The sequence below is a fragment of the Cyclobacterium sp. 10D3-21 genome, assembly GCF_055809755.1.
Genome location: NZ_CM147924.1, coordinates 437,710 through 456,106 on the forward strand (window position 1 = coordinate 437,710; position 18,397 = coordinate 456,106).

Here is an 18,397-nt window from a genome sequence, read left to right on the forward strand (position 1 = left end):
TTAGAAAAAATAACAATTGAAAATATGACAACTTTGAAAATTCACAACATTGAAACGGCACCAGAAGGTAGCAAAGACCTATTAGAGAAATCCCTTAAAGCAAACGGAATGATTCCAGGGCTACATGGGGTATTGGCAGGAGCACCAGGAATACTTGAGGCCTACCAAACCATTCACAAATTGTTCGTGGACTCTTCTTTTGATAAAGAAGAATTAACAGTGGTTTGGCAAGCGATTAACGTAGAGCACGCCTGTCATTATTGCGTACCTGCGCATACGGGTATTGCCAAAATGATGAAAGTAGACGATGCTATTACAGATGCATTGCGCAACGAAACGCCTCTTGAAAATCCCAAATTGGAAGCATTACGCAACATGACTTTAACCATCGTACGCAACCGTGGTCACGTAAGCCCTGAAGATTTGAAAACATTTTATGCGGCGGGTTATGGAGAAAGACAAGTATTAGAAATCATACTGGGATTGTCTCAAAAGGTGATCAGTAACTATACCAACCATATTGCAAATACACCTGTAGATGCTCCTTTCCAGAAATTTGCTTGGGAAAAAGAGACTGTTGAAGCCAATTAATTTTATAATTCTTAATCCTTAACAACCTTTCGCATTTTGTGCGAAAGGTTGAATAACACTAAAGATTCACTAGACCTTCTATTAGGTGTTAAACCAATCCCTGAAGAAAAATCAGGATAGGCTTAGACAGGCCAAAAAATCCTATTGGATAATCCGGGACTAAAAAAAGTAGCAATTATGCAAAATTTAAAAGCAAAATACGGGAATAAGGCTTTGGTCACTGGAGGTTCTTCAGGGATTGGTAAAGCATTCGCAATAGAATTAGCCAAACAGGGTATTGCTCCTATTTTGGTTGCTAGGGATAAGGAAAAATTAAATGCACTAGCGTTAGACATTTGGACTCAATATGATATAAAAGCACAGACAATTTCTGTGGATTTATCTGATGAAGTGGCAATTTTGAATTTTATAAGCGAGATTGAAAATCAAGAAATTGGCATGTTTATCCATTGTGCGGGGATGGAGAACAATGGGAGTTTTATTAAGATCTCTTCTGAAAAAGAGCTTTCAATGATCAAGCTTAACATTACCTCAACGTACTTGTTAACCAAACATTTTGCTAAGAAGATGTCGGCCGTTAAAAAAGGAGGCATACTTTTGGTTTCTAGTATAGCAGGTTTAATGGCCACCCCTTACTTTAGTAATTACTCGGCAACAAAAGCCTATGTGCATCAGTTGGGGCTTTCATTGAATAATGAACTCAAAGCCAATAATGTAGACATTAGCGTCCTGGCTCCCGGCCTAACAGAAACCAATATGACGGCAGACAATGGTGTGGATTGGTCCAAAGTTCCGATGTCGAGCATGGAGCCTTCAGAAGTTGCTCAGATTTCGTTGAATAATATTGGAAAAAAGGGAACGATCATTCCAGGTAGGATGAATAAAATGATGGTGATGATGGCCAAAAGACTTTTTTCTATCAAAAGCTTTGGTGCCATTAATGGGATGTTGATGAAAAAGGCGATTAAATCTGAAAAGCTTTAATCGAGTCACAAGCTTCCTAAAGGACTTAAAAATAAGCAAAGAAATGAAAGATAAATTGAAAATAGACATTGTTTCAGATGTGGTGTGCCCTTGGTGTACCATCGGCTTTAAGCGCTTAGAAAAAGCCATTACTGAATTGGGGATTGAGGATCAGATTGATCTGGAATGGCAACCCTTTGAATTAAATCCCAACATGCCTGCTGATGGACAGGACCTGCATGAGCATATTGCTGAAAAATATGGCAGTACAATGGAACAACAGAAGGAGTCCCAGGAAACCATGACAGATGCAGGAGCTGAATTAGGATTTACATTCGATTATTTTGAAGGAATGCGAATGGCCAACACCTTGGAAGCGCATGTTTTATTGGAGTATGCCAGAGAATTCGGCAAGCAAACCGAGTTAAAAATGCGACTTACCAAAGCCTTTTTTAGTGATCGGAAAGATGTGTCTGATAGAACTGTGTTAAAAGAAGCTTTATTGGATGTAGGTTTAAATGCTGAAGAAGCAATTGCTACATTAGATGATAGTGAAGCGAAGGATGAGGTAAAAAGAAAAGAAGCGTATTGGCAAAATATTGGTGTTAGATCAGTTCCAACAATCGTGTTTGATGGGAAAAGTGCCGTAACAGGAGCGCAGCCTGTTGATGTATTTAAAAAAGTATTAACAGAGATGTTAGTGACCTCATAGCTTTATTCCGGATTCGAAGACATTAATAAATAACGATAGGTAGTGATTTTGGCGGTATTGTTGCAGAAAAAAAAGCAACAGTACCGCCAAAATCTGTTGCTTGTCTTTTACTTTTCCATGGTTTTCAACCCATGACTATTGATTTTTCAGTTGTCTTTTGAAAGAATCAGATAGCATTATAGATAGGACCTTCCATTAAGTAATGCAGACACTTTCGGATCGAGTCAGGGAGGATCTTGTTACTACAGGTCCTCTTTGTTATTTTTATGATTAATGGACAAGACTTTTTAAACCACTAAAAAGCCTCTAGATTAGTCCTGCAAAACAATGGGCTATTCGATCCGATACCGGTAGCTTATAATAAGTTTCCAGTACTATGCCACTACCCCAGCTATATAAAAAATACCATGTAGATAAGGAACATACTTCCATTGGCCTTTTTGAAGCACTTGACAAAAGGTACAAGATTAGTAAAGTCTTCTATCCAGGTTCCCATGTTCACATTACCCCTTCATTGATTTTTCGGGAGGTGATTTACGCGGATTCTTTTAGGGGCACAGATAAATTTTTTCAGGAAAAAGAGACGATTGCTTTCATCGAGAAAAATAAAAAGTATTCAGAACCGCCGATTTTTCGGTTTTACCAGCAAGACTACAACAGTCCGTTTAAGGAACTTAACAAAGAGTTTGATCTTGTAATTTCCCAATATGCCGGATTTGTAGGGCAGGCAGTAAAGGCCTATCTCAAAAAAGGTGGCCTTTTGGTTTGTAACAATTCCCATGGAGATGCCTCAATGGCTTCCTTGGACCCTGATTTTGAATTGGTCGCTGTCTATAGAAGATATGCGGACAACAAATTCAGCATTTCAGAGAAAAACCTGGAAGATTTCCTGATACCTAAGAAGGGCACTTTACCCAGTAGGGAAGAATTGCTTAAATCAATGAGGGGAATAGCCTATACAAAAAGTCCTTCAGGTTATGTTTTTAAAAAAATTAATGAATAAAAGCTGCTTGGTGACACTAGCACTAGAGAACCACTAAGCTTTATGCATATTCAGTGATTTAATGGGTGATACGCATGGACTTTTGCCTTTTAGGGATAAATTTACAAAACCATTGGGCTCTTTTCAGTATGTGTTGAAAAGAGGGTTTTTAACCTGTCCCCAGGAATAGCGCAAATAGCAGAATTGAACATGAAAAAACGAATTACAGGTATTGGTTGGATTTTTTTAGCGGGAATGCTATTCTTCGTTTCCTGCAATAAAAAGATGGTAAGTTCAACATTATCCCTTACGACCATAAATGCGGAGACCGCCCAAAATAAGCCTTATTTGCTATTGGTTTCTTTGGATGGCTTTCGATGGGATTATGTAGAGAAATACCGGCCCCCAAACCTGAGTGCCTTTGTGGATAAGGGAGTGAAAGCGGAATCACTAGTCCCAACTTTTCCTTCAAAAACCTTTCCTAACCATTATTCCATCGCAACAGGTATGTACCCTGAAAACCATGGTATATTGGGTAATGTCTTTAAGAGCTATGAAAATGGCGTGAATTTTAGTTATAAGAATAAAACAACGGCTACAGACGGGCGCTTTTATAAAGGCTCCCCAATTTGGCTGGAGGCAAATAAAGCCAATATGGTTACTGCCAGTTACTTTTTCGTAGGCACAGAAGCAGCTATACAAGGTGTCTATCCTACCTATTACCATACATTTGATCCCAGTATAAAAAATGAGGATCGGGTGGATCAGGCTTTAAATTGGCTGGAATTGCCTGGAGAAAAGAAGCCACATTTAATTTTAATGTACTTTGGTGACATGGACAAAACTGGCCATGATTATGGTCCAGGGAATGAAGAGAAAATAAAAGAAGCGCTATTTGCACTGGATAAAAGCCTTGGTGATTTATTTAAAGGAGTTGAAGCTACTGGTCTTCCTGTAAATATTCTGCTTGTTTCTGATCATGGGATGTCAGATCTATCTACCTCCAAAATTATTCCCACAGAAACCATTATAAACGACAGTTTATACTCCTTTTTAGACAATGGTACTATTGTAAATATTCATCCAAATGAAGGGGTTGAAATAGAAGAAGTGATCGCGTATTTAAAGCCAAAAAAAGCTCATTTTAAAGTTTATAAAACTAAAAATACACCAGGTTTTGAATATAAACCCAAGAATAAAGATTGGGGAGCGATCCAATTGGTAGCAGACTACGGCTATTATTTTTTACCAAAAGCGCGTAAAGAATCCTTTATAAAAAGGGAGGTCAAGCGTATAGGTGTTCATGGTTATGATGCCAGCTACAGGGAAATGCATGGCGTTTTTTATGCCAATGGCCCTGCCTTTAAAAATGGATACAGCATCCCTTCATTAGAAAACATTCATATTTACCCATTAATGTGCGAGATTTTAGGCCTGCCTATTCCAAAACATATTGATGGCAAACTCAATAAGATTAAAAGCGTTTTAAAAAGCGAATAAATAAATATTGATCAGGAAATCAGTGTATTGAAACTGACGAATCTACTATAGTATTGCGTATAACTTTAAGTACGATATGTCTAAATCCTTAACTGAAATATTAAGTCAAAATTGTTTGTTCACAAGCAAACGGGTTTCCGTTTTGCATTGGGATTGTATTGAATGGTCCTCAGAATTTGAGCAATCTCGAATCCACAGTGTATTGGAGATTTTGACGCCCAATGTCACCAAGGCTGTTCCTGATGGTTGGCAAAATATAGACAGCATTGACAAAGCGGAAGATTGGATCCAACAACGGAAAAGTGAAGGGGGTTTTTATGGTATTGTACTTTCTGAAACAACTGATATCATTGGTTTTTTATTTTTATACATTGTAAAAGATTCCAAAGATTTAGGGGAATTAAGACTTGGCTATTTATTGCGCGAGGAAGTGTGGGGCAAGGGAATCGGGACTGAGTTAATCAATGGATTGGTGGAATGGGCCAGACAGACAAAGTTAATTGGGTCAATTGCTGGGGGAGTTGAAAAAGTGAACCTGGCATCAATTCGGGTCTTGGAGAAAAATGGTTTTTACAGGTCTAATGAAGAAATGCCGGAACAGATGTATTTGTATAAAGTTAAAATCTGAAATACCTATAAAATTGAAATGGACAATACTATAGCCTATATAGAAAAAGAGGTTTACAATAAATGTGGCCTTGAATTAGCTGACTTAAAAATGGAGCCTGAAAGTCAGGAGTATATTGCCTGCCAATTTAAACTAAACGGGTGTCAGGTAATAAGCAGAAGGGCTAAGAAAACACCCAAAAAGCAAGGGCAATTTGTCACTTTTTGGAAACGAGACGGGAAAGGGCCAATTGAGCCATTTAATGAAAGGGATAAAATTGACTTTTTCATCGTCAACGTTAGGGCTGAAAGCAGATTTGGACAATTTGTATTTCCGAAATTGCTGCTTGTAAATAAAGGAATCCTTTCAACCGATATGAAGGGAGGAAAGAGAGCCTTTCGGGTTTATCCAAGTTGGGATGAGACGACAAGCAATCAAGCGAAGCTAACCCAGAAATGGCAATTGAATTATTTTTACGAAATTACCTCTGATATGGATTTTAAGACCGTTTTAGATTTGTATGGGGTTTAATGACAGTAATACTTATTAATGATGAAAAATGCCGTTCTATTTTTAATTGTAATTATTGCCTGCTTTTCATGCGACAATACGGATATGATTTCTGATGACAAAGAACCAGAGGCCGAATTGTATTTTCCGCCGAACAGCGGGAATGAATGGGAGACCATTGATTTTAATGCTCTTGACTGGAATGAAAATGCCTTGGATGATTTATACACTTACCTGGAAAGCAATGATACAAGGGCGTTTATCGTCCTAAAGGACGGTAAAATTGCGGTAGAAAAATATTGGGGGAATAATATCTTAAATACGGGCGCCTTTGAAGCCAATAGCCTTTGGTATTGGGCTTCTTCAGGAAAAACGTTGACCGCATCATTAGTGGGAATAGCAGAACAAGAGGGAGATTTGGCTATTGAGGATAAAAGCTCGGACTATTTAGGGACTGGCTGGACTTCCTTAAGCCTTGAAAAAGAAAACCTAATTACCATTAAACATCAATTGACCATGACCACTGGTTTAGCGTATCAGGTGTCTGATTTGGATTGTACAGAACCTTCCTGTTTGGAGTATGGGGCTGATGCTGGCGCACAATGGTATTATCACAATGCGGCGTATACTTTGCTTGAACAAGTAGTGAGTAGTGCTACGGGCATTGATTATAATATTTACACTGACCAAAAAATTGAAGCCATCACAGGGATGAATGGGCGTTGGATACCTTTGGGTTATAACAATGTGTATTGGAGTACTGCAAGAGACATGGCAAGATTTGGTTTGCTAACCTTAAACATGGGAAAGTGGCAGGATAAACCTGCAATTTATACCGAAAACTACTATCAGCAGATGGTAAACAGTTCCCAAAACCTCAACCCCTCGTATGGTTATTTGTGGTGGTTGAATGGGAAAAGCAAGGTGATTTTCCCAACTATTGCCACAGTCTTTGATAGAGATTTGTCCAGCAATGCCCCGGATGATTTATTCGCTGGAATGGGCAAAAATGGTCAGTTTGTTGAAATTGTCCCTAGTCAAAACCTGGTGGTGATAAGAATGGGTGAAGCACCCAATGATGCTCTAGTCCCCATAGAATTCCACGACGAAATGTGGGAAAAGATAAATGCGTTAATTAAAGATTAGCTTTACTTTGTGGTCAATTCAGAAATACCAATAGGCTTGAGGATTTTTTTCATCTCCTGTATTGGCAGCATTGACTTAAACTTAACAAAAACAGACATCTCCCTAAAGAGATGCCTGTTTTTGTTAACCAAGTTGTTTATCCTTCTTCATACTAGTGGCCAAAAAAAGGCGGTTATTTGCCTTTTCCTGCCCGTTTATTTCTCGCCTTTAATTTCCAAGGGGCATTCTTGTCCCAATTTCCAGCCATAATTGAGCCATATGGTATCACTTCATCAATTACGGTGCCCAATCCATACTCTTCCATTTGACTTCTTACGCTCTCAGCGTTTTTATAGGCAGATGGCAATTCCGAAATATCAATCTCATTGGAGAAAAAGCGAACATCCAGCCCCTTGGTTTCTTCTGCAAATATTTCTGCAACAGGGGTATCGCCTTTGTCTTTTTTATGGGCTGTCCTACTTAAGTTCCTTCCTGCTCCGTGCGGAGCAAAACCTAAATTATTTTCAGTTGATCTCCCTTCAACGATTAATACAGGTTCAGCCATGTTCAAAGGAATCAGTCTTGGTCCCGTAATGTCCGGCATGAACTTATCATCCAATGGGGTCGCACCTTTGGCGTGGTAGAACAGGTCCCCTTCTTTAAATACAAAGTTATGTTCATTCCAATAGCTATTTTTTATTGTTGCTCCCATTTTTTGAGCGGTTGCATCGTGAATACAATTGTGATTTTGTTTTGTCCATTCTCTAATAATTTGCAATGCACTCCAGTATTCCCGACCTTCCTCTGTATCGAAAGGAATCCAGGCATTTTGTTTCAAGGTCTCTTTAGAAATTTCATTTCTAAACCTTTCAGCTATTTTCATGCCTTTACCATATAATTTAGCTCCCACACCTCTTGAACCGTGATGTGTTACCATCATGGTGTTTCCTGTCTTTTTTGATTTTCCAATAAAAAGGAAGTGATTCCCATCACCTTGAGTACCCAAGTGTTTTCTCGCCACTTGAATTAGGTGGTTGTCATTCAAGAATTTATTCCCTTCAAAGGCCTTTAATAAGGATTCGGGAAACCTGTATTGCTCATTTCTCTCTCTACCGCCACCTCCGAAATGAGTGGATGCATGCGCGGCATCCATTAACTTTCTAGGATCAACTTCTCCAAAATCGGTTAACATTACTGAACAACAGATATCCGCACTGTGCATGCCTGGATGGATAGCATTTTTTGTGACAACTACAGCTCCCACGGGAATTGTTCCAATGGCTCCTGTAGGACAAGCATCAGGCATAATGGATCCAGCAACTACTGTTGGTGTTTTCATTACAGCTTTCATGGATTCAATCACTGTTTGAATATTTTTTTCTTCCAGTTCATTTTCAGCTTTAATGTTGATAACAAATGGAATGGCTTCAGCATGCAATTGGATCATTGGTTGAGACTTGAATTGCTCAAGATAAATCATCATATCTCCTTCACACAATTGGGTTTCATTGATATGATTAATTGCAGTACTAAACCATTTCTTTGGCTTAAATCCTAATTTTATTAGGGTGTTTCCGTTGACGTTGATTCTATCCGACATGATTTGTTTTTTTATTACCTAACAAAGGTTTTTTTAAACTGCGCATTCATTTTGCGTAGTTTAAAAAAATAAATACTTTAGTAGAATGGCACAAAATAAAAATGCCCTTATTCGGTACAAGACCATTGACAAATGTTTGCAGAACAAGTACCGTAAATGGACGCTTGAAAATCTCATTGAAGCATGTTCCGATGCATTGAATGAATACGAAGGAAGAGATTTCAATGTAAGCAAAAGGTGCATTCAATTAGATTTACAGTTAATGCGAAGTGATAAACTTGGATACAATGCGCCCATAGTCGTTTACGATAAAAAATACTATCGATATGAAGAAGAAAACTATTCGATTACAAATATACCATTAACAGAAAATGATATGGGCATACTTTCTGAAACAGTGGAGATGCTCAAACAATTTAAAGATTTTTCATTGTTCGCAGAGCTGGATGGGATCATCCAACGTTTAGAAGACAAGGTCTATTCCGAAAAAACGCATCAAACTTCCATCATTCATTTAGACAAAAATGAGCATTTAAAAGGGCTGGAGAACTTAGATGTTTTGTATCAGGCTATTGTGAAAAAGGTTTGTTTATGGATTACATACCAATCCTTTAAAGCAAGGGATCCCTCTAAGTTTACTTTCCACCCATTTATTTTGAAGCAATTTAATAACCGTTGGTTTGTGGTAGGGCGAAAAAATGCAAAGGAGCCCATCCTAACTTTAGCTTTGGATAGAATTTTGTCCCTTGACAAAAACCTTGATATACCTTGCCTAAATGAAGACTTTGATGGGGATGAATATTATAAAGATACAATCGGTGTAACCGTCTTAAATGATAATCAAATACAAGAGGTGGAACTTAAACTTGAAAAAAACAATGCTCCCTATGTATTAACAAAGCCATTTCATCATTCTCAAAAAGTAATCGAACGATGGCCTAATGGAAGTGTAATTATTCAATTGAAGGTTCATCTTAATTTGGAGTTTGATAGGTTAATTCTTGGGTTTGGAGAATCGATAGAGGTATTGAAGCCTAAAATTTTAAGAAATCGTATTAAAAGAAAACTAATGGCAGCGGCAAGCCAATATTAAGTAATCCAATTGTTTGTCTATTGTTTGGTTTAAGAGCTAAAGTGGTCCTTTTTTTCTGTTGTCGGCTAGCTTTCAATTTCCTGGCATTTATCGAATTGACCGGAAAAGATAGGGTCGGATTGGAAAAGAAAGGCATTCGGTATATCTTTAAACTAATATCGAATCAACCAAGCTAAAGCATACTGGGGTTAATCCCTGACCTTATAAAATGAAAAGTGTTTGCCTTCTCCTTACTTCCTTTTTTTTGTGCTCTTTACTAGGTCTTTACCCTGTAAATGGTCAGGATGCCATACGAGTTGCTGCCGCCTCCGACTTGAAATTTGCCTTGGATGAAATCATTGATGTCTACACTAGTAATACTGGAGAAGAAGTGGTGCCGATTTATGGCTCTTCCGGTAAACTCTTTGAGCAACTTTCTAATAAGGCCCCCTTTCACCTCTATATGTCTGCAGATGTAGCTTATCCAAAAATGTTGATAGCAAAAGGAATGTCAGGTTCGGATCTTCATGTTTATGGTGAAGGCAGGTTGGTGCTTTGGAGCAGAAAGATGGATTGTAATGCATCCACTATGGATAGCCTCAGTAGTTTAGAATTAAAAAAAATAGCCATTGCCAATCCCAATCATGCACCTTATGGAAAACGAGCGAAGGAAAGCCTTCAGTTTTATGGGCAGTATGAGGGGATCAGTTCCAAGTTGGTATTGGGGGAAAACATCTCTCAAACGGCTCAATTTCTATCCACTGGAGCCGCAGACATTGGGATTATTGCCTTGTCACTAGCCCTATCTCCGACCATGAAGCAATACGGGAAAGCTTATTACCTTTTGCCGGAAAATAGCCACAATCCCCTGCTTCAGGGAGCGATGATTACAGCTTTTGGTAAAGGGAATGCCGATGCAGTTTCTTTTTTTGAATTCCTGAAATCGGAAAGTGCAGTAGCGATATTCGAGAGGTATGGCTTTACTCAAGCGGTAAAATGATGAATTTCGAGCCCTTTATATTGACCTTAAAGCTTGCTACTTTGACTACCTGCTTGCTATTTATGGTAGGGATACCTCTTGCTTACTGGCTTGCCTATAGTAAATACCGAATCAAATATGTTGTGGAGGCTTTGGTAAGTATGCCATTGGTTCTGCCTCCTACGGTGTTGGGTTTTTATCTTTTATTGGCTTTCAGTCCAGAAAATCAATTGGGTAAATTTCTAGATCAGTATTTTGATTTGCGCCTGGTTTTTACCTTTCATGGCTTGGTTTTGGCCTCGGTCATTTACAGCCTTCCTTTTATGGTTCAGCCACTACGTTCAGGATTTTCAGGAATACCCAATGCATGGCTTGATGCTGCAAAGACGATGGGGAAAAGCTCCTGGGCCACCCTTTTCCGTATTCTATTGCCCAATATGAAGAATGCGCTGATCACTGCTGGGGTGCTCACATTTGCCCATACTATTGGAGAATTTGGTGTTGTATTAATGGTCGGTGGCAATATTCCTGAAGAGACCAGGGTGATCTCTGTTGCTATTTACAATGAAGTAGAAGGCATGAATTATGCCATGGCCAATCAATACAGTTTGTTATTAATCGCCTTTTCATTTACTGTCCTTTTATTAACCTACCTGATCAATCACCGTAAAAACCACATGCTCTCTTATGATTGATTTATCGCTTAAGAAAGCACTTGCCGGAGCTGAAGGAAAAATAGCCCTGGACATTACCTGTCAAATTCAACCGGGAGAATTGGTAGGCCTGTACGGGCCTTCAGGTGCAGGGAAATCCAGCGTTCTCAGAATGATTGCGGGCTTGATGCGTCCTGATCATGGCGTATTGGCTGTTGGAAATGAAACATGGATAGACACTGAAAACAAAGTCTTTTTAAAACCTGAGAAGAGAAATATAGGAATGATCTTTCAGGAGTATTCTATTTTCCCCAATATGACTGTGTATGAAAATCTTGTGTTCGCCTTAGACAAAGGACAGGACAAAAGTTTCGTAGATGAGTTGTTGAACAGCATAGGAATGGAAAAAATGGCTGATCAAAGTCCCATGAAATTGTCAGGGGGTCAAAAACAACGGGTTGCTTTGGCCAGGGCAATGGTCCGGAAGCCAAAAATATTGCTTTTGGATGAACCCCTTTCTGCCTTGGACATGGAGATGAGACGAAATTTACAGGAATACATCGTAAAATTCCATCGGGAGTATGGGCTGACCACTTTGCTTGTCAGTCATGATGCCTCTGAAATTTCCCGCATGGCCCAGCGTGTACTGGTTCTGGAAAATGGCCAATTCAGCTTTGATGGAAAGCCGGAAGCGTTTTTTAAGGGTCTTAATTCGATTTAAACTCGTCACTGCGAACCCTTTTTTGGGAGCTTTGGGGTAAGAAAGGGTGTGGCAGTCTCCCTTTCCTGAATTCCTCAGCCCGCCAGTCTAAGTCTACCAAGGAGGATTATTATTCAATATGGTAGAACCTGAAATAAGCAATAGTCCTTCTTTTGTTTGATGAAATCACATCCCGTTATGAAGTACATGCTACTACGAACTCGTTGCATATCCGGGTTGAACTGAAGAAGACATAAAAAAAAATGCTATTGCCTCATTCAAGACAATAGCATTTGTACAGGAAGTGTTTATCTTGACTTTTTTCTATTGTTGAAAAAGGCCTGCTTTTTACGCATTTTCTCTTTGTTAAATTCTTTCTTCTCCATCGCAGACATTGGTTTTTCAGTCTGAGGAAAAGGGTTGTCTTCTACTTCAGTTATTTTTTGGTTGATTAACCTTTCGATCAAGCGAACATATGCGTTTTCTTCTGGCTCGCATAGGGCTATCGCAGTACCTGACTCTCCAGCTCTTCCAGACCTACCTATTCGGTGAACATAGGTTTCAGGATCTTCAGGCACATCATAATTGATAACATACTGAAGCTTGTCAATATCTATTCCACGGGCAGCGATGTCAGTGGCCACAAGTACACGGATTGCTCCTTCCTTGAATTGGCTCAATACCTTCTGACGATGGTTTTGGGCTTTATTGCCATGAATGGCTGCGGCATTGATGTTTTTGCTTTTCAAGTTCCGGGTAATCTTATCGGCACCGTGTTTGGTTCTAGAGAACAACAAGACCTGATCGATATCTTTGTTTTCCAAAATATGGAATAGCAAATCTTTCTTGGACTCCTTATTGGTATAATATACCTTCTGTTGAACGGTTTCAGCAGCAGAAGAAACAGGGTTAACCTCTATCTTAATAGGGTCCGTTAGTATATTATCTGCCAATGAAACGATATTGTCTGGCATGGTGGCTGAGAAAAACAAGGACTGTCTTTTTCGTGGCAAAAGCTTTAGAAGCTTTTTGATGTCATTGATAAAGCCCATGTCCAACATGCGGTCCGCTTCATCAAGCACAAATATTTTGACCTGGTCTAATTTTATAAAGCCTTGGTTGATGAGGTCAAGTAACCTACCCGGGGTAGCCACTAGTATGTCTACACCTCTTCGGATTTCGTTTACTTGAGCGCCTTGTTTTACGCCTCCAAAAATAACGGCATGTCTTAGTTTGGTATATTTACCATAAAACTCCAGGTTTTCATCTATTTGAATTGCCAATTCTCTGGTAGGCGTTACGATCAAGGATCTGATCGCTACTCTTCCTTTGTCATGGTTTTTTTCCGTATGGAGCAATTGGATGATAGGAAGCGCAAAGGCAGCGGTCTTACCAGTACCTGTTTGTGCACTCCCCAAAATATCTCTTTTAGCCAGGATTTTCGGTATGGCCTGTTCTTGTATAGCGGTTGGTTCTTTGTAATTTCTTTCCTGAAGTGCTTTCAGGATAGGGGATATAAGTTCTAATTGTTCGAATGTCATGCTTAGCTTTTTATGATGGCATTTAGTGCCTGTATTTTGCACTTTTTAAATCGTTTTCATAAAGTGCAAATAAATAAGTGGCCCATAGGCCGGTTTTATCCCTATTTTCAATTGTTATTCTTATAAGTTTGAAATAAAATCAAGACCAGTAGATGGTGGTCAGCTCCGACTTCACAATAGGAATTCCTTTTCCGGACTCCCAACTCGCCTTATTCTTTAGAAATTTCAACTGTCTCTATAAAAGCAATTCTATTTAGGGACTAAATAAAGTTCGTAAAGGTAGCTAGATTTATTGGATTGAAGGAGTCTTAAACCGTTTTAAATCAATAACAAGCTAACTTGACCGTGTCAATGTTAATATTTCTTATATGGGAATCACCCAAATGGCGTTTAATAGCAAGCGATTGTCGAGGTATTTTTAGGCCAACTTGAATTGAAATTTGGAAGGAATGTTTAATTGTGTCTTGATTTTCATTGAAGGAAGAACCTATGACATAGGAAAACATGTTTTGTTGTCTAGCTTCTATAAAGTGGGGCTTGGATTTGTCCTTGTAGAATAAATGCAATAATAAAGCCAAAATCATGGCCCCCTTATTTTTGTCATGCTTCTATACAATGTCTACAAATATTACTCGCTTATAGGGAGGGAGCTAATAAGTGCATACAAAGATTCTAAACCCTTCCATTGATACTTTAAAAGGGTTAGGTGGAATTGTACCATAGAATTATGCTGACCAATCTCAGAAGAGTTTGACATCCCAAAATATCAGTAACTGTAACCTGATTTCAACGGGTAATAGATTATCTTTTATCTATTTCGGATTAATAGAATTCTTAAGAACTTTCAGTAGCCTTTGTGGGTTTTAAGAGGATAATTTCTAAAGAATGCAAAAGGAAAAATTACTGCTTTGGACTTTGGCAGCCATCAATTTTACCCACATAGTGGATTTCATGATTTTGATGCCATTAGGTCCTCAATTGATGCGCATTTTTGAAATATCTCCACAGGAATTTGGGCTATTGGTTTCTTCCTATACTTTTAGTGCCGGTGTCAGTAGTTTTTTCGGGGCCTTTATCTTGGATAAATATGATCGGAGAACCATTTTAATGTGGGTATTTTTAGGCTTTTTTGTAGGTACATTGGCATGTGCATTGTCACCTAATTATCCCTTTTTATTGTTCTCAAGAATTTTATCTGGCCTTTTTGGAGGACTGACTTCTGCACTGATTTTTGCTATAATAGGTGATGCCATACCTGACCATAGAAGAGGAAGTGCTATGGGCTTGGTAATGGCAGCATTTTCAGTTGCATCCGTAGTAGGGGTGCCGTTCAGTCTTTTTATTGCTAGCATGTCTAGCTGGCATGCCCCTTTTTTCTTCCTGGCATTTCTTGCCCTGGTTATTCTATTCCTCATATATAAATTCATTCCTTCCATAACAGTTCCGAAGAAAGAAGAAAAGGACATGCCAAGTCCTAAACAAGTAATCATGCGGGTAACTGGAAACGCAAATCAGATGCGTGCCATTTCACTAACAGTGTTGATGATGCTTGGTCAGTTTATGATTATTCCATTTTTAAGTCCTTTTATGGTGGCTAATGTGGGGTTTTCTGAACTTCAATTGACCTATATTTATATGGCAGGCGGATTTTTCACTGTTTTCACTTCACCGTGGGTAGGTAGGCTTACGGACAAATATGGTAAAGTTAAAATATTCACCATATTTATGAGCTTAAATGTTATCCCGATAGCCATTATTACCCATTTGGGGCCAACGCCAATTTTGCTGGCCTTGGTTGTTTCTACTTTTCTTTTTGTCACCTCCAATGGGCGGATGGTACCTGCTGCAGCTTTGATTACTGGTACTGCCAAATCCGAAAACCGTGGCAGCTTCCTAAGTTTTAACTCATCGGTGCAACAATTGTCTGCGGGGCTTGCTTCTTTTTTAGGGGGGATGATATTGGCTGAAAATGCTGCTGGTGAACTTCAGAACTTTGGCTATATCGGTTATATTGCGATCACCCTCAGCTTATTATGTATTCCACTTATTAGGAGAATTAAGGTTGTAGACACCTAAACGAAGGAGTGAGTTTATTTTAGTTAAAAGTTTGTTACGTTAGAAAAACAGTAATTTTCTATTGAATTAATTGATTCATTGGCAATAATATTTTACTTTTACTAAATGGGTACTCGCATCTATTTTTAATCACCCAATTAACAGATCACCTATATTATTAAATAAAATGACCGAAAGATTTTTCTATCGGGGTTTAGGAATATTCCTGAATACCTTGAATAGTGTTGCGCCCTCTAAAAGTGGCAAATTAGGATTTAAGTTTTTTTGTTCACCCTCTCGTCGCAAGATTACTAAATCCCAATATGCGTTTTTTCGAACAGCGGAAGAGACTGATTTTAAGTTTAATGGCAAATTAATTCGTCAATACCGCTGGGGAGACGGGCCAAAAAAAATAGTATTTATTCATGGATGGCAAAGTTCTTCTTTCAGGTGGAAACAGTATATTGAATTGCTTTCTAAAGATCCTGAATATACTTTATTGGCCTTTGATGCGCCTGCACATGGACAGAGTGAAGGAAAATTGTTTACTGTTCCTGATTATGCCTCCCTTATTTATAAGCTATTTGAGGAATATGGGGCCGTTCATGCTGTAGTTACCCATTCTATCGGTAGTTTTTCATTTATTTATGCGCAGGCCAAGCATAAATTACCAGTTATTAATAAACTTATTGCCTTGTCAACGCCTGGTAGTGCCACTGAATTTATTGGTTTTTATAGAAATTCATTGAAACTAAACCATGAAACGGTAAAAAGTATAACGGAAGAGTTTCAGAATATAGCTGAGGATGATTTGGATAAAATTAGTTTGCCTTATTTGGCCAAGAATTTATCTATTCCTGGACTTATTGTTCATGATCAAAAAGATGGGTTAACTGATTTTAGCAATGCTCGTCTTCTTAATCAACACTGGCCTCAGGCTGAGCTCATGACCACTACTGGTATAGGCCACCGTTTACGGTCTCCCGAAGTAGTAAATGCCGTTTTAGATTTTATTAAGTAAGACTTGTAAGTATACTCGGCTTTAAGTAAGATTCCCGGCCGATGGTAATAAATTACTATCGACCGGGAAAATCAACTACAAATAATCCACTTTCATTTAATTCAGCTTAAACCTTATAGGCAAGCGCATTTTGACATTTACATTTTTTTCATCTTGTTGTCCGGGTATCCAATTGGGTGCGTTTCTTACTACCCTAAGCGCTTCTTCATTTAGGCTAGCGGCTATTGCCTTACGCGCTTCATCCTCTTCCCCAGCGCCTATTCCCCTTAGAACCGATGCATTTACTATATTCCCCTCATCTGTGACCGTGAAAACAAGGTATACGGTACCTTGTATTTGGGCATCTCTGGCAGCTTCTGGGTATTCAAGGTTAGCGCTCAGGTAATTGTTCCAACCTTCCATGCCACCTAGTGGAGATGGCATGTCTTCTACCACATCCCAAACACTTTCTTTAATTATCATCTGATTAATTTTAATTTCATCCTCTTCCTGAGCATCCATTATTGGCATGTCCTCATTTGGCGTGCAAGAAATTAATACAAACAAGCTGGCGAAAAGTGGTAGCGCAAAAGCATACATGCCCCTGGCCATCCATTTTGATTTGGGTTGTGTCATCATTGTTAGTCTTTTTTTGATTTGAAATTGATTGAAATTATGAACTAATAAGCTTGAGTTTTTAGGTTTTGCAAGGTTAAGCAAAAGCCTTGCATATTCTTCCAAAGGATAGGTTTGAGTCATTTTCTCATCCACCTGGTATTCATGAAGTACCTCCAATGCTTTCTCATACATCCGATGAATAGGGTAAAACCAGAATACTATTTTCACTACTTGTATCAGTAATTTGTCCAGGCTATGTCGGAAATCAGCGTGTGTGGTTTCATGTGCAATAATCCAATCCACCTTTTGCTGCAGCTGAAGGGCGCCTTCAGGCAAGAAAATTAAATGGAAAAAAGAAGATGGCTCAAAGGTAGGGTGCTCCAAAATGGTATACCTTCCGCTGTAAAAAGCTTTGGCTTTCCGTGTCTGTACCATTAAGGAAACCATTCCTATTATAAACCTGCTCAATGTAAACAGCATGCCAGTGATGTATACTCCGAAAACCAAATTTGAAAATGAAAATGGCGAAGGGGAATTTTGCACTTGATTTGACCCATTTATTTCAAACTGTGGCAATTGCATTACAAAGGATTCATTTCCTAAATTAAGGCTACTAATACCCGTAAAGTTTAAGGCAGGGAAAACCAATGCAACAATTAGTGCACAAAGTAAAAATGCCCTGTTCCAAGCAAAAAACGTCTTGTTTTCAAGAAAGACTTTGTAAAATAGCCAGAGTAAGGTCAAGCATAGGGCTCCCTCCCACAAGTAATTTATAAGATTTGTCATGATGATTTCTTTTTAAAGTTCTCGACCATTTTTTCTAAGTCTTGAATATCTTTTTCTGATAGTTTATCCTCCTTCACCATAAAGGACAAAACATTTTTGGCAGATCCTTCAAAGTAGTTTTTAACCAATAGATTAAAACTACTGTGTTGATAGGCCTTTTTATTTATCAGTGGAAAATACTCATGCGTATTGCCATAAGTCTTGTGATCCAGGTACCCTTTGTTCTCCAGCTGTTTTATTACTGAAGCAAGGGTAGTGTAAGGAGGTTTCGGTTCAGGAAATTGATTCAGAACATCTCTAACCAGCGCTTTTTCTAGTTCCCAAATGATCTGCATCACCTGCTCTTCGTTGTTTGTTAGTGCTTCCATGACTTAAATGTAATAAATTAAATTTAGTTTACCTA

General features: G+C 38.6%; 18 protein-coding genes. 14 read left to right on the forward strand and 4 right to left on the reverse strand.

The genetic code is table 11. From position 1 onward, the window contains the following. The first annotated feature begins 24 nt into the window (after positions 1–24). The 8 genes from AC0L7T_RS02000 to AC0L7T_RS02035 all read left to right on the forward strand — a co-directional run bounded on the left by AC0L7T_RS02000 (position 25) and on the right by AC0L7T_RS02035 (position 7,011). On the forward strand, positions 25–591 hold the full coding sequence (locus tag AC0L7T_RS02000) for a carboxymuconolactone decarboxylase family protein (RefSeq protein WP_473340790.1): 567 nt from the start codon (positions 25–27) through the stop codon (positions 589–591). A gap of 177 nt (positions 592–768) precedes the next feature. After that, positions 769–1,575, forward strand: a complete 807-nt coding sequence (locus AC0L7T_RS02005; RefSeq protein WP_473340791.1) for an SDR family NAD(P)-dependent oxidoreductase — start codon at positions 769–771, stop codon at positions 1,573–1,575. A gap of 43 nt (positions 1,576–1,618) precedes the next feature. Next, positions 1,619–2,266, forward strand: coding sequence for a DsbA family oxidoreductase (locus tag AC0L7T_RS02010; RefSeq protein WP_473340792.1), 648 nt, complete (start codon positions 1,619–1,621; stop codon positions 2,264–2,266). A gap of 376 nt (positions 2,267–2,642) precedes the next feature. After that, the gene (locus AC0L7T_RS02015; RefSeq protein ID WP_473340793.1) at positions 2,643–3,269 is read left to right on the forward strand and encodes a hypothetical protein; all 627 of its coding nucleotides are present in this window, start codon (positions 2,643–2,645) and stop codon (positions 3,267–3,269) included. Between the two features lie 189 nt (positions 3,270–3,458). Beyond that, complete coding sequence (locus tag AC0L7T_RS02020) at positions 3,459–4,748, forward strand: alkaline phosphatase family protein (RefSeq protein ID WP_473340795.1); 1,290 nt, start codon at positions 3,459–3,461, stop codon at positions 4,746–4,748. Between the two features lie 76 nt (positions 4,749–4,824). Next, positions 4,825–5,376, forward strand: coding sequence for a GNAT family N-acetyltransferase (locus tag AC0L7T_RS02025; protein ID WP_473340796.1), 552 nt, complete (start codon positions 4,825–4,827; stop codon positions 5,374–5,376). An 18-nt stretch (positions 5,377–5,394) separates the two neighbouring features. After that, positions 5,395–5,886 (forward strand): MepB family protein, encoded by a 492-nt coding sequence (locus AC0L7T_RS02030; protein ID WP_473340797.1) that lies wholly within the window; start codon positions 5,395–5,397, stop codon positions 5,884–5,886. Positions 5,887–5,904: 18 nt separating this feature from the next. Beyond that, complete coding sequence (locus AC0L7T_RS02035) at positions 5,905–7,011, forward strand: serine hydrolase domain-containing protein (protein WP_473340798.1); 1,107 nt, start codon at positions 5,905–5,907, stop codon at positions 7,009–7,011. 172 nt (positions 7,012–7,183) lie between these two features. Here the strand turns inward: AC0L7T_RS02035 and AC0L7T_RS02040 are convergent, their stop codons facing one another. After that, positions 7,184–8,590, reverse strand: coding sequence for an RtcB family protein (locus tag AC0L7T_RS02040; protein WP_473340799.1), 1,407 nt, complete (start codon positions 8,588–8,590; stop codon positions 7,184–7,186). A gap of 85 nt (positions 8,591–8,675) precedes the next feature. Between AC0L7T_RS02040 and AC0L7T_RS02045 the strand changes: the two genes are divergently transcribed. The 4 genes from AC0L7T_RS02045 to AC0L7T_RS02060 all read left to right on the forward strand — a co-directional run bounded on the left by AC0L7T_RS02045 (position 8,676) and on the right by AC0L7T_RS02060 (position 12,015). Next, positions 8,676–9,683 (forward strand): helix-turn-helix transcriptional regulator, encoded by a 1,008-nt coding sequence (locus AC0L7T_RS02045; protein ID WP_473340800.1) that lies wholly within the window; start codon positions 8,676–8,678, stop codon positions 9,681–9,683. A gap of 208 nt (positions 9,684–9,891) precedes the next feature. Beyond that, positions 9,892–10,662 carry a molybdate ABC transporter substrate-binding protein gene (modA, locus tag AC0L7T_RS02050; protein ID WP_473340801.1) on the forward strand — a complete coding sequence of 257 codons (771 nt, stop codon included), beginning with the start codon at positions 9,892–9,894 and terminating at the stop codon, positions 10,660–10,662. Next, positions 10,662–11,336, forward strand: coding sequence for a molybdate ABC transporter permease subunit (modB, locus tag AC0L7T_RS02055; RefSeq protein WP_473343408.1), 675 nt, complete (start codon positions 10,662–10,664; stop codon positions 11,334–11,336). The genes modA and modB overlap by 1 nt, the downstream gene beginning before the upstream one ends. Beyond that, positions 11,329–12,015 (forward strand): ATP-binding cassette domain-containing protein, encoded by a 687-nt coding sequence (locus AC0L7T_RS02060; RefSeq protein WP_473340803.1) that lies wholly within the window; start codon positions 11,329–11,331, stop codon positions 12,013–12,015. The genes modB and AC0L7T_RS02060 overlap by 8 nt, the downstream gene beginning before the upstream one ends. A 287-nt stretch (positions 12,016–12,302) precedes the next feature. Here AC0L7T_RS02060 and AC0L7T_RS02065 read toward each other — a convergent pair whose 3' ends face one another. Next, positions 12,303–13,535 carry a DEAD/DEAH box helicase gene (locus AC0L7T_RS02065; RefSeq protein WP_473340804.1) on the reverse strand — a complete coding sequence of 411 codons (1,233 nt, stop codon included), beginning with the start codon at positions 13,533–13,535 and terminating at the stop codon, positions 12,303–12,305. 885 nt (positions 13,536–14,420) lie between these two features. Here AC0L7T_RS02065 and AC0L7T_RS02070 point away from each other — a divergent pair. Both AC0L7T_RS02070 and AC0L7T_RS02075 read left to right on the forward strand, forming a co-directional pair. Beyond that, positions 14,421–15,611 carry an MFS transporter gene (locus tag AC0L7T_RS02070; RefSeq protein ID WP_473340806.1) on the forward strand — a complete coding sequence of 397 codons (1,191 nt, stop codon included), beginning with the start codon at positions 14,421–14,423 and terminating at the stop codon, positions 15,609–15,611. Positions 15,612–15,777: 166 nt separating this feature from the next. Further along, a complete protein-coding gene (locus AC0L7T_RS02075) occupies positions 15,778–16,611 on the forward strand; it encodes an alpha/beta fold hydrolase (protein ID WP_473340807.1) in 834 nt (277 codons plus the stop codon). Between the two features lie 96 nt (positions 16,612–16,707). Here AC0L7T_RS02075 and AC0L7T_RS02080 read toward each other — a convergent pair whose 3' ends face one another. Beyond that, entirely contained in the window at positions 16,708–17,994 is a 1,287-nt protein-coding gene (locus AC0L7T_RS02080) for a TonB family protein (protein ID WP_473340809.1), read from the reverse strand. Next, complete coding sequence (locus AC0L7T_RS02085; protein ID WP_020893106.1) at positions 17,991–18,362, reverse strand: BlaI/MecI/CopY family transcriptional regulator; 372 nt, start codon at positions 18,360–18,362, stop codon at positions 17,991–17,993. Before AC0L7T_RS02085 ends, AC0L7T_RS02080 begins: the two co-directional genes overlap by 4 nt. Positions 18,363–18,397 lie beyond the last annotated feature (35 nt).